The sequence below is a fragment of the Streptococcus mitis genome (assembly GCF_002005545.1).
GTDB classification, from domain to species: Bacteria; Bacillota; Bacilli; order Lactobacillales; family Streptococcaceae; genus Streptococcus; species Streptococcus mitis_I.
This window is the reverse complement of sequence record NZ_LBMT01000001.1, coordinates 1,062,783-1,078,136: the sequence shown is the minus strand read 5'-3', so window position 1 is coordinate 1,078,136 and position 15,354 is coordinate 1,062,783. Positions and strand designations below refer to the sequence as shown.

The 15,354-nt window shown below is 41.8% G+C and carries 11 protein-coding genes and 1 tRNA gene; 4 read left to right on the top strand and 8 right to left on the bottom strand.

Translation table 11 applies throughout. From position 1 onward, the window contains the following. Positions 1-119 precede the first annotated feature (119 nt). The 8 genes from QS39_RS11505 to cshA form a co-directional block, all read right to left on the bottom strand. Positions 120-3,056, bottom strand: a complete 2,937-nt coding sequence (locus QS39_RS11505) for a LysM peptidoglycan-binding domain-containing protein (protein ID WP_077804880.1) — start codon at positions 3,054-3,056, stop codon at positions 120-122. A gap of 349 nt (positions 3,057-3,405) precedes the next feature. Next, complete coding sequence (gene vex3, locus QS39_RS05660) at positions 3,406-4,785, bottom strand: ABC transporter permease subunit Vex3 (protein ID WP_077804879.1); 1,380 nt, start codon at positions 4,783-4,785, stop codon at positions 3,406-3,408. 50 nt (positions 4,786-4,835) lie between these two features. After that, the gene (gene vex2, locus QS39_RS05655; protein WP_000173750.1) at positions 4,836-5,483 is read right to left on the bottom strand and encodes an ABC transporter ATP-binding subunit Vex2; all 648 of its coding nucleotides are present in this window, start codon (positions 5,481-5,483) and stop codon (positions 4,836-4,838) included. 12 nt (positions 5,484-5,495) lie between these two features. Further along, positions 5,496-6,773, bottom strand: a complete 1,278-nt coding sequence (locus QS39_RS05650; RefSeq protein WP_077804878.1) for an ABC transporter permease — start codon at positions 6,771-6,773, stop codon at positions 5,496-5,498. A gap of 139 nt (positions 6,774-6,912) precedes the next feature. Then, positions 6,913-6,998, bottom strand: a tRNA-Leu gene (locus QS39_RS05645). 80 nt (positions 6,999-7,078) lie between these two features. Then, positions 7,079-7,654, bottom strand: coding sequence for a cysteine hydrolase family protein (locus QS39_RS05640; RefSeq protein ID WP_042750413.1), 576 nt, complete (start codon positions 7,652-7,654; stop codon positions 7,079-7,081). Beyond that, the gene (codY, locus tag QS39_RS05635) at positions 7,654-8,442 is read right to left on the bottom strand and encodes a GTP-sensing pleiotropic transcriptional regulator CodY (RefSeq protein WP_000940738.1); all 789 of its coding nucleotides are present in this window, start codon (positions 8,440-8,442) and stop codon (positions 7,654-7,656) included. Before codY ends, QS39_RS05640 begins: the two co-directional genes overlap by 1 nt. 256 nt (positions 8,443-8,698) lie before the next feature. Further along, positions 8,699-10,273 (bottom strand): degradosome RNA helicase CshA, encoded by a 1,575-nt coding sequence (cshA, locus tag QS39_RS05625; protein WP_077804877.1) that lies wholly within the window; start codon positions 10,271-10,273, stop codon positions 8,699-8,701. Positions 10,274-10,602: 329 nt separating this feature from the next. Here cshA and QS39_RS05620 point away from each other — a divergent pair, with 329 nt between their 5' ends. From QS39_RS05620 to QS39_RS05605, 4 genes are all read left to right on the top strand, one after another. Continuing rightward, a complete protein-coding gene (locus QS39_RS05620) occupies positions 10,603-11,919 on the top strand; it encodes an FAD-containing oxidoreductase (protein ID WP_077804876.1) in 1,317 nt (438 codons plus the stop codon). A gap of 98 nt (positions 11,920-12,017) precedes the next feature. After that, positions 12,018-13,361, top strand: coding sequence for a lipid II isoglutaminyl synthase subunit MurT (murT, locus tag QS39_RS05615; protein WP_077804875.1), 1,344 nt, complete (start codon positions 12,018-12,020; stop codon positions 13,359-13,361). Further along, on the top strand, positions 13,361-14,143 hold the full coding sequence (gatD, locus tag QS39_RS05610; RefSeq protein ID WP_077804874.1) for a lipid II isoglutaminyl synthase subunit GatD: 783 nt from the start codon (positions 13,361-13,363) through the stop codon (positions 14,141-14,143). Before murT ends, gatD begins: the two co-directional genes overlap by 1 nt. 127 nt (positions 14,144-14,270) lie before the next feature. Then, positions 14,271-15,353, top strand: coding sequence for a M24 family metallopeptidase (locus QS39_RS05605; RefSeq protein ID WP_077804873.1), 1,083 nt, complete (start codon positions 14,271-14,273; stop codon positions 15,351-15,353). The last annotated feature ends 1 nt before the right edge of the window (position 15,354 follow it).

The window sequence follows — 15,354 nt, the reverse complement described above, 5'->3', positions numbered from 1 at the left end:
ACTCTATTTTCTATTATAGCCTCTTACTGGCCTTTTGTCTGTAATCAACTGACCACTAGATAAAACAAAGAGAGCCTATCGCTCTCTCTGCTTGCATTTCACTCTCTATAGAATGAAAATTATTTAGCTTCTTTTGAAAATGTTACAACGTAATTATAATCTTTCCCATTAGATTGATAGACATAGTCCTCTTTGAAAGTATAGCCGCGTTTGCTCAACTCTTCTTTCTTAGCATCAACTTGGCTCTTGACAGCTGCTTTAACCTCTTCATTTGATAAACCTTCCGCAATTTCAAGAGAAGTTCCATTGATATCTCCTAGAAAACCTGCAATATCTTTCATTTGATCAAAGTTATAAAAAACATTGACTTTGACCTTTTGAGGAGCTGGCTGTTCTAGACTTCTACGATTTCTGCTAGCGCGTGGTTGAACTGCTGGAGCCATTCTGAAACCTGAAGTTCCTGTAGTCTCCTTAGTGAATGTAACGACGTAGTTATAATTTTTCACAGTAGTATCTTGTTCAAAAATAATGTCATTTTTCACATGATACCCTCTAGCAGCTAAGTCTTTTATCTTGGCTTGAATTTTTTCTTTTACTAGCTCTTTTGCCTGTGCTTCACTCGTTCCAGCAGGAATCATGACAGTGTTATTTTCTCCCGGGTCAGATAGGAAACCATGAATATCTGGCATTCCAGCGAAGTTATAGCTAATATTTACAGTTCCATCTGGTTCTGATGTTGAACGTGCTACTCTTCTTGCTCTTGCTTGAACCGATGGGGCATTTCTAAAACTTGAACCTCTTTCTGAAGTTGAAGAAGGTTGTGTTGGAGATGCTACTGCTGATCTGGAAGTCCCACTTGCACCATGACCAATCGCTGTGCTTCCATTGTCAATAGTAGTTCCACCAGGACCATTATTGGTCAAGCCTTCTCTACCATAATTCGGACTTGAAACTTCTTCCCCTGGAACATCCAATGCATTGATTTCATTTTGATATTTTTCTGTAACAGTAGCTACTTCTTCATCATCTTTTGCTTTGTTAATTTCTTCTATCGCTTTATCTTGTAACGCCTTTAATGCTTCTTTTAATCTTGCCTTTTCATCTGCATCAGTAACTTTTTCAATCGCATCTGCTTTTATTTTAACAACTTCACCGATATTATCATCTATGCTCTCCTTTTTAGCTGACTTCAAGGCTTCTTCCTTCTTAAGTTCTTCTTCTGATTTTGGCTCTGAAGTTGATGCTTCTGGAGTCGGAGTTGATGTTGCTGCATTCCCTGAATCATTTGTAGCTTCCGCAGATGGAGTATTGGAAGATTCTGATGTCGTTTCAGATTTACCTGATTCTCCAGATGGCTGTTCAGTGGAATTAGTTTCGCCTGATGTGACCGGTGCTTCTTCACTTGGGGTTACCGGTGACGATGTTGAATCACTTGGTTGGGTAGCTGTTGAGTCACCTGTAGGAGTTGTAGATGGCGCTCCTGACTCGTCTGAATGATTAGCTGTTGATGGAGATTCAACTGAAGAACCTGATTCATCGTCTTTCGGTGCTGGTGCCGCGGGTTCCTCTACTTTTGGTGCTGGAGTCGCTGGCTCCTCTGCTTTCGGTGCTGGTGCCGCTGGCTCCTCTGCTTTTGGCGCTGGAGATACTGGTTCTTCTGCCTTCGGTGTTGTCGCCGCTGGTTCTTCCGATTTTGGCGCTGGAGATACTGGTTCTTCCACTTTTGGTGCCGGAGTCGATGGATCCTCTACTTTTGGCGCTGGTGTCGATGGCTCTTCCACTTTTGGCGCTGGTGTCGTTGGCTTCTCTTCTTTCGGCGCTGGTGTCGATGGCTTCTCTGCTTTCGGTGCTGGTGTCGATGGCTCTTCCGATTTTGGCGCTGGTGTTGCTGGCTTCTCTTCTTTCGGTGCCGGTGTCGATGGCTCTTCCGATTTTGGCGCTGGTGTTGCTGGCTCTTCCACTTTCGGCGCTGGTGTCGATGATTCCTCTACTTTTGGTGCCGGTGTCGATGGTTCGTCTACTTTTGGCGCTGGAGTCACTGGTTCCTCTGCTTTTGGCGCTGGAGTCACTGGTTCTTCCACTTTTGGCGCTGGTGTCGCTGGTTCCTCTACTTTTGGTGCTGGAGTCGCTGGTTCCTCTACTTTTGGCGCTGGAGTCGCTGGTTCTTCCGCTTTTGGCGCTGGAACCGCTGGTTCTTCTGCTTTTGGCGTTGTAGCCACTGGCTCGTCTGATTTTGGTGCCGGTGTCGCTGGCTCGTCTGTTTTCGGTGCCGGTGTCGCTGGCTCATCTACTTTTGGCGCAGGTGTCACTGGTTCTTCCACCTTTGGTGCAGGTGTCGCTGGTTCGTCTGCTTTCGGTGCGGGTGTCGTTGGTTCCTCTGCTTTTGGCGAGGGGGTTGCAGGTTCTTCCACTTTCGGTGCTGGCGCTGATGGTTCTTCAGTTTTCAACGCTGGTGTCGCTGACTCGTCTGATTTTGGCGCAACTGTGACTGGTGTTTCTGCTTTCAGTGCTGGCGATACTGACTCTTCAGCTTTCGCTTCCGATACTGCTGGTGTTTCCACAACTACTGGTGTCGTTTGTTTAACAGTAGTAGTTTGCTCTCCAGTTACAGTATCTGTCTTTGTTTCAACTTCATAACTTTGACAGCTACCAGAATTAGCAATCGACACTCGCTGTCTTTTTACTTCTGTATTTCCATCTTTTAGAAAAGCCTCTTCGCTAAAATACAATTTATTATTAGCAAAAATCAAATCTCTATTTGCAATACGATTTATCTCAACCAAACTATCAACAGATAGCCCTGTTGCTTCACTAATAGCACTCAGTGTATCTCCCCACTTAATTGTGTAGTGTGATAAATTGTCTATATGTTGAATATCAGCTTTTACTTCTGCAACTGTTCTGGCTACCCAAACACCATCTTGTTCATTAGCTGATACAGTTGGAGCTAAAAAGCCCAGCCCCAATAAAATCACACCTGTCGCAACAATTGCACCAGTTCTTAATTTTCTAAAGCCACGTAGGGATAATGTCCCTCTAACATTTGTTTGTCTCATTGTTTTCCTCACTATTTTATATTTTTAAAAAGGCAAACTCAGCCACAGCAGGCTCATCTACCTTTGCAGTCTGGATAGGTATCTACAGGTTTTCTATTTATTTAAAAGCAAATTATGAATAAATTTTTATACATATTTGAATATAGAAATTGTAAATTGTTCTTCCACTGAATTCCACGATTTTAGTATATCACATCCACCAGCAAAAGTACAAAGAAAGCGATTGAAAGCAATGATTTTCACCACTGCTTTCGACTCTATTTTGTATTGTTAAATATGCATTCTCTATCCACCATTCTGGAATAGAAAAACAAGATGCAATCTTTATTCCAGACTAATTTTTTCAAACTTATTCACTATCGAGCAAGAGCTCTTTTGGTTGTTTTCTAAGGAGATTACTTGAAGCAAGCGCTATAACAAGAACCACTAGAACCAAGGCTAGGACAAAGACGATGATAAAATCTGATGTCTGAATAGAAATATCTAGGCTCGACAAGGTCTTGCTAAAGCCATCTACTTCTGCACCACCACCAAGGTTAGAGGCTTGAGCAGCCTTGCTGGCTTGCTTGGCAACACCTGAAGTGACATTGGCAAGAACAGTATTTCCGATTGCACGCGCTGTGTAAGTAGCTAAGAAGTAAGCAGAAACAAGAGCAGGGATGGCAATCAAGATGGATTCAGTGATGAATTGACCCAAGATACTTGCCTGCTTGAGACCGATAGAGAGGAGAATACCTACTTCCTTGCGACGGGCATTGATCCAAAGGCTGAGTAAGAGGGCAAGGAGAAGGACTGAGAAACTCAAGCTACCCCAGAAGAGGAGATTGGCCATCTTGTACATACCTGAAATGGATTGCTCTAGAGCTGGGTAGTTTGAGGAGCTCTTCACAAGTGTATAGCTCTTCCAATTTATACCACTGATACCATTCAACTCTTTCATGACATCATCCAAGTTCTTGTCCGCTGTTACAAAGAAAGTTGCGTCCCCATAAATAGCTGTGTCTTCTGTATATCCATAAAGTTTTGCAGCCGTATGGATGTCTGTGATGGCTGTATTTTCATAGAGTTCTTGTGAGTAGGTTACTGCCGACTTATTGTGACCATCAAAGAGTCCCTTTATTGTCACTTCGACTGTTTCTTTGGCACCTTTTTCATTGTCTGCATCGTAGATATTAGAGTCTAGTTTGACCTTATCCCCTACTTTCCAGCCGTGTTTGGCTGCCAAGTCCTTGTGCAGGAGAATCTTATCCTTGTCGTCATTTGTTAGGTGCTCACCTTCGACCAGCTTATAAGAACCAGAGACAAACTTGTCTTCTTTAGAGGAGTCATTGACACCTGTAATCATCAAGCTACTTCCAAAATGTTTAGCACGATCAGGTGTCAGATTTTTCTTGGTATCTGGAGTTTCGATGAGTTCATATCCAGTCAAATCTCCAATGGCATTAATGCGTTTAACATAAGACTCAATGGCCTTGTTTTCGGTGATTTTTTTGATATCTTCACCCTTGATATTCCCAGCACCACGTGGCGTCCCTTGATTAACGCGACGATTGATTTGCATGGAGAAGCTATTGGTGATATTTTTAAATGTCTCCTGAGAAGCCTTGGCAGTAGCTCCCTTGATCGACAAGCCGACCAAACTCAAGCTCGCCATGAGGAGAATAATCAGGAAGATGACAATCGATTTGAAAAACTTCCTTGTAACATAGGCAAATGCGTTGTGTAACATAGGTTCCCTTTCTAGATTTTGTTTTATAATTCTATCAAAACAAGCTCAAATTATTTACTAGTATTGCGAGTTTCAGTCAGTTTCTTGTCCTTCAATTCAAGTGTAATATCTGACGCTTGTGCCACTTCTTTGCTGTGAGTTACGACGATGACACATTTACCTGTTTTCTGGGCAAGTGATTTGAGCAGTTCGACAATATCTCCAGCAGTTTTAGGGTCCAGATTTCCCGTTGGCTCATCTGCAAGAATAACTGGAGCTTCTGATACCAAACTACGAGCAATAGCAACACGTTGTTGTTGACCACCTGATAACTGGAGAACATTCCGCTTGATCTGACTTTCATCCAAACCAAGCTCAAGCAGTGTATCCTTGCTTGCCTTTTTGTTGACCAAGCGGATATTTTCCAGTGGAGAAAGATAATCTATCAAGTTATAATTTTGAAAGACCAGGGAAATATGGTGCATACGATGGTAGGAATAGCCCTTCTTACGAATATCCTCTCCTTGGAAAAGGATAGAACCTTCAACAGGACTATCTAGACCAGCCAGTAGGGACAAGAGAGTGGATTTTCCTGCTCCTGACTCCCCAATAATACTGTAAAATTTCCCGGGTTCAAAATTATAATTGATCTGATATAGGACTGCTTCAGCAGTGTTCTTATAACGGTAGGTAACATCTTGTAATTGTAATAAAGTCATGATTTCTCCTTCTTAACTAATAGATGATAAAATTTCTTTCGGTGATTTTCTAAATAAGAATAGGAAACAAAGGGCTACAGATAAGCAACTAAGCAGAACTAGAAAAACATAGGATTCTGCAAAAGAAAAGATGCTGGTTGATAAACTGCTTGTTTTGGCTAGTGTATCTTGTAAGCTTGCCTGATCTCCACTGGATAGGACAGTTTGGAGCAGATAGGATGTAATGGCATTTCCAGCGATAAAGGATGGAAGCAAAGCACCGAGAGATACCAAAACTACCTCTAAACAGAACTGTAGGAAGATCGAGATCTTACCTTTTCCAAGTGCCAGTAAAATTCCCACTTCGTAGACCCGTTCTCTCAACCAGAGAGACAAGACCAAAATTAAGGCTCCAGCTCCAGCTATCAACATCCCATAAAGGAAGATGGTTAGGAAGGTTTGGAAGGTAGCAACTGAGTCTTTGATTTGTTCAAAAGCCTTGCTTTCCTTTTCGACTTGATAGCCTTGATTTTCCAAGTCCAAGTTTTCTACCTGCTTCATGAGTCCGTCCATTTCCTTAGGATTTTCTACATAGAAGCGCGCTGCACTAACTTGAGGTTCAGTATTGCCCAAAAGGGTTTGGCTACTTTCATAGTCTGTAAAGACTTGGTTTTCACTGAAGTCAGAAGACAAACCTGTAAATTTCTCTTGTTTTTTACCAGAGAAGATTCCGACGATTTCAAACTCGACAGTTTGTCCTTTACCAGCTTCTGACTGACCAGCATCTAAGGCAATCTTGTCATGAAGCGAAAGACCGTTCTTCTTAGTCAACTCTTCGTGGATCAGAATTTTCTTTGAATCCCCTTTTTGAAGGTGTCGCCCTTCTTTTAGATTGAAAGCCGAGCTGGTAAAGGTGACATCCTTAGATGAATCTTCAAGAGCCGTTAAGCTAACCAAATTCTTATCCGCAGCTGACAAATCATCACGTTCCACGCTCTGCTCGCCACTCACTGCTTCCTTGTCTTTTAGTTTTGCGACCGTCTCGAGTTCAGGAGAAACATTTTCCAATCCTTTAATCTTGCTCACGGACGCTAGATCTGACAACTTAAAAGTCTGATCATTTTCTATCTTCTTAATAGAAAAAGATGTGTTGAGTGATTTGTAAAGATTGGTTTCAACTGTTTTGTTGGACTTCATCAGAGTCAAACAGGCTGAAATTCCAGCCAATAGGACAAACAAAATCAGAAATAAAATAAAACTTCTCAGTCGTTTTCTGCTGACATAAGCCCAAGCTCTTTGGATTGGATTCATTCGTCACCTCCATATTTGTAAGACTATTATAAAATTCAAATATGAAATGTTTATGAAATACAAAAAAAGAGCAAAAATTTTTTACTCTACTTGAATTATATGAAAACAAAAGAGCTAGCCTAAGCTAACTCTTATCCTATGCGGAGAGAGGGACTTGAACCCTCACGACCTAAAGCGGTCACAGGATCCTTAGTCCTGCGCGTCTGCCAATTCCGCCATCCCCGCGTCGATTACTTTACTAGTATATCAACTTTTGTGATCCTTGTCAACACTTTTTTTCAATTTTTTTCATTTCACCAACCAAATTACTCAGAAATTTCATTTAGATTTTCATCTACCAACTTAGCTCCGAGTGTATTTTTGAAATGACCTAGGGCAAATTGATGATTTTCAGGCCAGATGGAAGCAACAGCTGGTTTAACAATCTCGATATCATATCCTAGATTATAGGCATCTATAGCTGTATGCAGGACACAAATATCCGTCAAGACTCCTGTTAAGATAACGGTAGAAATTCGACGCTCTCTCAAGCGGATATCCAGGTCAGTCCCTGAAAAAGCTGAGTAATGGCGTTTATCCATCCAAAAGACACGACTGTCTGAACCATGTTCTTGATAAAAGGTCCCCAAATCTCCGTATAAATTCCGCCCACTAGTTCCAATCAAATTGTGAGGAGGAAACAGCTTGCTTTCTGGATGAAAACAATCATTTTCTTCGTGAGCATCAATGGTAAAAAAGATGTAATCTCCGCGTTCAAAAGCTAATCGAGTCACCTTGCTGATGGCATCCGAAATCGCCTGAGCTGGAGCGCCTGCTGTCAATTTTCCACTATCAGCAACAAAATCTTCTGTATAATCAATCGAAATTAAAGCCTTAGTCATTAGTAATCTCTTTTCTTCACTTCTTCAAAAATATCTGAAATCAAAACCTTAAGGTAGGTTCCTTTCATTCCAAGTGAGCGACTTTCAATAATTCCCGCAGACTCAAGTTTACGAAGAGCATTGACAATCACAGAACGGGTAATACCGATACGGTCTGCAATCACAGACGCAGTCAACTGCCCTTCATTTCCATTTAATTCCCCTAAAATTGCTGAAACAGCACGGAGTTCGGAGTAAGAAAGGGTATTAACCGCCATGGTAACAGCAGTACGGCGGCGAATATTTTTCTCATCTTCTTCACGTTGGAAATTAAGGAGTTGAATCCCAACAACGGTACTCGCAATCTCAACAAGGATCAAATCCTCATCTTCGAATTTTTTATCATTGCGCCAAATAATCAAAGAACCAAGACGAATCCCTGATACATGAATCGGTGCAATAGTCGTCAAACCATCTGGAAAGTCGGCACGACTTTCCACAGGGAAAATACTCAAATCATGATCAACTGTCAGATTGGCTTCTGTATCGTAGATCATGTTCGCACCTTGAATGTAGTCATCTGGGAAAATCTTAGTTTGGAAGAACTGCTCTACACGATCTGTATTGGTTTTGTAACGCATGAAATAACCAAGGAGACGTCCCTTGCTATTGACGATACAGGCGTTACAGTCAATAATATCTGCCAATTGACGGGTAATCGCATTGTATGGAAGTTCTTCCTGCAACTGCTCCTCTGAGCGCTTCAGGATAGAAGTAATTTTTCTTGTTTTTTCTAATAAATGTGCCATTTTTCACCTCGAATTTAATCGCTATCATTATAACATAAACAGCTTAAATTTTCAATTATTATCTGAAAATTGCTTATTTAATTGCAATTTGAAAAAACAAGAATATTTTTAATTAAATTGCTTCTTTTCTATTGACAAGCTCCCTATTTTTGTGTATTATAATATTACAAGAACATAATATATCTATTTTATTTATCTTTCTTTTTCCATTCGGTCTCCTTATATAAAAAAGCGATTCATTTTGAACCGCTTTTTCTTATTTATCGCCCTTATTACGAATAACAAAGCCTGTTTGCTTTTCACTTGAAGTATTGCGTGGTTTTTTATTGTCTTTATTACGGTAACGTCTGTCTTTATCAAAACGATCATTGCCACGACTTCCTTTTTTGAAATCATCACGACGACCACGACGGTTGTCTCCACGGCGATTATCACGACGGTCATCTCCACGACGACCTCCCTTAGCTTTACCACCGAAGCCATTACCTGATGGTTTAAATGGCAGTGGTTTTTCACGCGCAATCTCCACTTCTGGAAGGCTATCTGGGTCTTGGACTGTCAGACTCAAGATATACATTGCCAATTCTTCTGGAGTAAATTCGGCAGCTAGCTTACGAGCATCCTTACCAAATTTCTCAAAGTTGGCACGGATAGTCTCATCTGCAAAATCACGTTCGATTTTCTTGAGAGCTACGTGTTTTTTTGCTTGGAAGGCTTCTTCTGCACTTGCAGGTTTGAGACCTTTCATTCGTTTCTTAGTCAAGTTTTCAATGATTTGGAGGTAGCCCATTTCATTTGGTGATACGAAAGTAATAGACTGACCTGACTTACCAGCACGACCTGTACGACCAATACGGTGAACATAACTTTCAGGATCTTGTGGAATATCGTAGTTATAGACATGGGTCACACCTGAAATATCCAAGCCACGCGCTGCAACGTCTGTCGCAACCAAAACATCAAGATTGCCATTTTTAAAGTCACGAAGGACACGAAGACGTTTGTTTTGGTCTAGGTCTCCATGAATTCCTTCAGCACGGAAGCCACGGATTTTAAGACCACGAGTCAATTCATCTACACGGCGCTTTGTACGACCAAATACAATAGCAAGCTCAGGCTGTTCCACATCCATAAGACGAGTCATGGTATCAAATTTTTCTTGTTCTTTAACACGAATATAGTACTGGTCAACCAATTCTGTTGTCAATTCCTTGGCAGCAATCTTGACATGTTCAGGTTCTTTCATAAATTGAACACCGATACGTTTGATGGCATCTGGCATAGTTGCTGAGAAGAGCAAGGTTTGACGGTTTTCAGGGACACGAGAAATGATGGCTTCAATGTCTTCAAGGAAGCCCATGTTGAGCATTTCATCTGCTTCGTCAAGGATGAGGGTTTCAATATCTTGTAATTTCAAGGCCTTACGTTTAATCAAGTCCAAGAGGCGACCTGGAGTTCCCACCACGATATGGGCACCAGATTTAAGAGCCTTAATTTGTTTTTCAATGCTTGAACCGCCATATACTGAGCGGACTTTGACTCCCTTGCTACGGCCAAAGCGGAAGAGTTCTTCTTGACTTTGGACAGCTAGTTCACGAGTTGGAGCGATAACCAAGGCTTGAATGGTCGCTTCTTCTGTACGGATTTTTTCAAGAGTTGGCAAGCCAAAGGCTGCAGTTTTTCCTGTACCAGTCTGAGCTTGACCGATAACGTCCTTGCCTTCAAGGGCCAAGGGAATGGTTTGTTCTTGGATAGGACTGGCTTCTACAAAACCAGCTTTTTCAATCTCTGCTAGCAAATCAGCAGACAAGTTTAATTCATTAAATTTCACGTTATTCTTCTTTCTAAAGGTGGTGCGAAGCCACCCTATAGGACTTAGTTTATACTTTTCTTTTTATGACGTATTTTCATATACTGGATATAAAATCGTGTTGCTTCTTTTCCACAAAAGAAAAGTACTGTTTTCTTTGCAACCTATCTAGTATAACACAAGAGAGAAGCAAAAGATAGCCCAATCCATCGATAAAGTCATGTAAACGATTTTTCTGAGAAAATGAGGATGAAATTTCCACTATTTCATAAACTTTTTTAAAGCGTAGCAGAATTGTGCAAAAGTTTTTTTCTTGTGCTAGAATGAAATTCGAATAGGAGGAACTCTAAATGTTAACTTATGATTTAATCGTTATCGGATTTGGTAAAGCTGGTAAAACACTAGCTGGTAAATTGGCTTCAGCTGGCAAAAAAGTTGCCCTCGTTGAACGTAGCAAAGCTATGTACGGTGGAACTTGTATCAACATCGGTTGTATCCCAACTAAAACTTTGCTAGTTGCTGCTGAGAAAGACTTGCCTTTTGAAGAAGTCATTGCTACCAAAAACACGATCACTGGTCGCCTTAACGGTAAAAACTATGCGACTGTTGCTGGTACAGGCGTGGATATCTTTGATGCGGAAGCTCACTTCCTTTCAAATAAAGTCATCGAAATCCAAGCTGGTGATGAAAAGAAAGAACTGACTGCTGAAACTATCGTCATCAACACTGGTGCTGTTTCAAACATCTTGCCAATCCCTGGACTTGCTACAAGCAAAAACGTCTTTGACTCAACAGGTATCCAAAACTTGGACAAATTGCCTGAAAAACTTGGAGTCCTTGGTGGTGGAAATATCGGTCTTGAATTTGCTGGTCTTTACAACAAACTTGGAAGCAAGGTTACAGTCCTAGATGCCTTGGATACTTTCCTTCCTCGTGCAGAACCTTCCATCGCAGCTCTTGCTAAACAATACATGGAAGAAGACGGTATTGAATTGCTTCAAAACATCCGTACTACTGAAATCAAAAACGACGGTGACCAAGTGCTCGTCGTGACTGAAAATGAAACTTACCGTTTCGACGCCCTTCTTTACGCAACTGGACGCAAACCAAATGTAGAACCACTTCAACTTGAAAATACAGATATTGAACTAACTGAACGTGGTGCTATTAAAGTAGACAAACATTGTCAAACAAACGTTCCTGGTGTCTTTGCAGTTGGGGATGTTAACGGTGGCCTTCAATTTACTTACATTTCACTTGATGACTTCCGTGTTGTTTACAGCTACCTTGCTGGAGATGGCAGCTACACACTTGAAGACCGTCTCAATGTACCAAATACTATGTTCATCACACCTGCACTTTCACAAGTTGGTTTGACTGAAAGCCAAGCGGCTGATTTGAAACTTCCATACGCAGTGAAAGAAATCCCTGTTGCAGCTATGCCTCGTGGTCACGTAAACGGAGACCTTCGTGGAGCCTTCAAAGCTGTGGTTAATACTGAAACAAAAGAAATTCTTGGAGCAAGCATCTTCTCAGAAGGTTCTCAAGAAATCATCAACATCATCACTGTTGCTATGGACAATAAGATTCCTTACACTTACTTCACAAAACAAATCTTCACTCACCCAACCTTGGCTGAGAATTTGAATGACTTGTTTGCGATTTAAGTTGAAATCTCATCTTAACTGACAGCCCTCTGTGGGCTGTTTTTACTTCTGCGAAATCTCAAATCTGTCTTTTCCCTCTTTTATGATATAATAGAAACATGAACTTAAAAACTACTTTGGGCCTCCTAGCTGGGCGTTCTTCCCACTTCGTTTTAAGCCGTCTTGGCCGAGGAAGTACGCTCCCAGGAAAAGTCGCCCTTCAATTTGATAAAGATATTTTACAAAACCTAGCTAAGAACTACGAGATTGTCGTGGTCACTGGAACCAACGGGAAAACCTTGACAACTGCCCTCACTGTCGGCATTTTAAAAGAGGTCTATGGTCAAGTTCTGACCAACCCAAGCGGTGCCAACATGATTACAGGAATTGCGACAACCTTCTTAACAGCCAAATCTTCTAAAACTGGGAAAAATATTGCCGTTCTAGAAATCGATGAAGCTAGTCTATCTCGTATCTGTGACTATATCCAGCCAAGCCTTTTTGTCATTACGAATATCTTCCGTGACCAGATGGACCGCTATGGCGAGATTTACACAACTTACAAGATGATTTTGGATGCTATTCGTAAGGTACCTACTGCCACTGTTCTCCTTAATGGAGACAGTCCACTTTTCTACAAGCCAGCTATTCCAAATCCTGTAGAGTATTTTGGTTTTGACTTGGAGAAAGGGCCAGCCCAGCTGGCTCACTATAATACAGAAGGGATTCTCTGTCCTGACTGCCAAGGCATCCTCAAATATGAGCATAATACCTATGCAAACTTGGGTGCCTATATCTGTGAAGGCTGCGGATGTAAACGTCCTGATCTCGACTATCGTTTGACAGAACTAGTTGAGTTGACCAACAATCGCTCTCGCTTTGTCATTGACGGACAAGAATACGGTATTCAAATCGGTGGTCTCTACAATATCTACAACGCCCTAGCTGCGGTTGCCATCGCCCGTTTCCTTGGTGCAGATTCACAACTCATCAAGCAGGGATTTGACAAGAGCCGTGCTGTCTTTGGACGCCAAGAAACCTTCCATATCGGTGACAAGGAATGTACCCTTGTCTTAATTAAAAATCCAGTCGGTGCGACCCAAGCTATCGAAATGATTAAACTAGCACCTTATCCATTTAGCCTATCTGTCCTCCTTAACGCTAACTATGCAGACGGAATTGATACCAGCTGGATCTGGGATGCTGATTTTGAACAAATCACTGACATGGACATCCCTGAAATCAACGCTGGCGGTGTTCGTCATTCTGAAATCGCTCGTCGTCTACGAGTAACAGGCTATCCAGCTGAGAAAATCACTGAAACAAGTAGTCTGGAACAAGTTCTTAAGACCATTGAGAACCAAGACTGCAAGCATGCTTATATTCTGGCTACCTATACTGCTATGCTTGAATTCCGCGAACTGCTGGCTAGTCGTCAGATTGTTAGAAAGGAGATGAACTAATGGTTTATACTTCACTTTCCTCAAAAGCTGGCAATTACCCCTATCAGCTCAACATTGCCCACCTCTACGGTAACCTCATGAATACCTACGGGGACAATGGAAACATCCTCATGCTCAAGTATGTGGCTGAAAAACTGGGAGCCCATGTGACGGTTGATATCGTTTCTCTCCATGATAACTTTGATGAAAATCACTACGACATTGCCTTTTTCGGTGGCGGTCAAGACTTTGAACAAAGTATTATTGCAGACGACCTACCTTCTAAAAAAGAGAGCATTGACAACTACATCCAAAACGACGGTGTGGTTCTCGCTATCTGTGGTGGTTTCCAACTATTGGGTCAATATTATGTTGAAGCTTCAGGGAGACGTATCGAAGGTCTAGGTGTCATGGGCCACTACACGCTCAACCAGACCAATAACCGTTTTATCGGGGACATCAAGATTCACAATGAAGATTTCAATGAAACCTATTATGGATTTGAAAATCACCAGGGCCGTACCTTCCTCTCTGATGACCAAAAACCACTGGGACAGGTTGTCTATGGAAATGGAAATAACGAAGAAAAAGTCGGCGAAGGGGTTCATTATAAGAATGTCTTTGGTTCCTACTTCCACGGGCCTATCCTCTCTCGTAATGCCAATCTAGCTTATCGCCTGGTCACTACTGCCCTCAAGAAGAAATACGGTCAGGACATCCAACTCCCTGCCTATGAGGACATTCTCAGCCAAGAAATCGCTGAAGAATATAGCGACGTCAAAAGCAAGGCTAACTTTTCTTAAACAAAGGAAAATGATATCAAAGAACTCCGTTATCTTGTCGGAGTTCTTTTTGTCTTTTCTTTTACCCTTCTCCCTTGCATTTTCTCTCATTTTTTGCCAAAATAGAGGAGTAGAAAGAAGGTAGCATATGTCTAAATTACAACAAATCGTAACATATCTTGAATCAGAAAAACTAGACGTCGCTGTCGTATCTGACCCCGTCACAATCAATTACCTCACTGGCTTTTACAGTGATCCCCATGAACGCCAAATGTTCCTTTTTGTCCTAGCAGATCAAGAACCCCTCCTCTTTGTCCCAGCCCTTGAAGTTGAACGTGCTACTAGCACTGTTTCCTTCCCAGTTGTGGGCTATGTGGATTCTGAAAATCCATGGCAAAAAATGAAACATGCTCTTCCACAGCTTGATTTCAAACGTGTCGCTGTTGAGTTTGACAATCTCATCTTGACCAAATATCATGGCTTGAAAATAGTCTTTGAAACTGCTGAGTTTGAAAACCTCACTCCTCGTATCCAACGCATGCGCCTCATCAAATCAGCTGATGAAGTGCAAAAAATGATGGTTGCAGGTCTCTATGCGGACAAGGCTGTTAAGGTTGGTTTTGACAATATTTCTCTTGATAAGACTGAGACAGATATCATCGCCCAAATTGACTTTGCTATGAAGCGTGAAGGCTATGAAATGAGTTTTGATACCATGGTCTTGACTGGTGATAATGCTGCAAATCCACACGGTATTCCAGCAGCTAATAAGGTTGAAAATGATGCTCTTCTCCTCTTTGACCTTGGTGTTCTAGTCAACGGCTATGCGTCAGATATGACTCGTACAGTCGCTGTTGGCAAACCAGACCAATTCAAGAAAGATATTTACAACTTGACTCTTGAAGCCCAACAAGCTGCTCTTAACTTTATCAAGCCAGGTGTGACTGCCCATGAAGTGGACCGCGCTGCCCGTGAGGTCATCGAAAAAGCTGGTTACGGTGAGTACTTCAACCACCGTCTTGGTCACGGTATCGGTATGGATGTCCACGAGTTCCCATCTATCATGGAAGGAAACGACATGGTTATCGAAGAAGGCATGTGCTTCTCTGTTGAACCAGGTATCTATATCCCTGGTAAAGTCGGTGTCCGTATCGAAGACTGTGGTGTTGTTACCAAAGATGGCTTTGACCTCTTTACAAGCACCAGCAAAGACTTGCTTTATTTTGATTAAA

Excerpts from the sequence above, each read along its gene's own strand:
- murT (WP_077804875.1), top strand. The coding sequence starts at position 12,018 with ATGAACTTAAAAACTACTTTGGGCCTCCTAGCTGGGCGTTCTTCCCAC.
- QS39_RS05605 (WP_077804873.1), top strand. The coding sequence starts at position 14,271 with ATGTCTAAATTACAACAAATCGTAACATATCTTGAATCAGAAAAACTA.
- QS39_RS05640 (WP_042750413.1), bottom strand. The coding sequence starts at position 7,654 with ATGACTAAGGCTTTAATTTCGATTGATTATACAGAAGATTTTGTTGCT.
- vex2 (WP_000173750.1), bottom strand. The coding sequence starts at position 5,483 with ATGACTTTATTACAATTACAAGATGTTACCTACCGTTATAAGAACACT.
- QS39_RS05620 (WP_077804876.1), top strand. The coding sequence starts at position 10,603 with ATGTTAACTTATGATTTAATCGTTATCGGATTTGGTAAAGCTGGTAAA.
- gatD (WP_077804874.1), top strand. The coding sequence starts at position 13,361 with ATGGTTTATACTTCACTTTCCTCAAAAGCTGGCAATTACCCCTATCAG.
- vex3 (WP_077804879.1), bottom strand. The coding sequence starts at position 4,785 with ATGTTACACAACGCATTTGCCTATGTTACAAGGAAGTTTTTCAAATCG.
- QS39_RS05650 (WP_077804878.1), bottom strand. The coding sequence starts at position 6,773 with ATGAATCCAATCCAAAGAGCTTGGGCTTATGTCAGCAGAAAACGACTG.
- codY (WP_000940738.1), bottom strand. The coding sequence starts at position 8,442 with ATGGCACATTTATTAGAAAAAACAAGAAAAATTACTTCTATCCTGAAG.
- QS39_RS11505 (WP_077804880.1), bottom strand. The coding sequence starts at position 3,056 with ATGAGACAAACAAATGTTAGAGGGACATTATCCCTACGTGGCTTTAGA.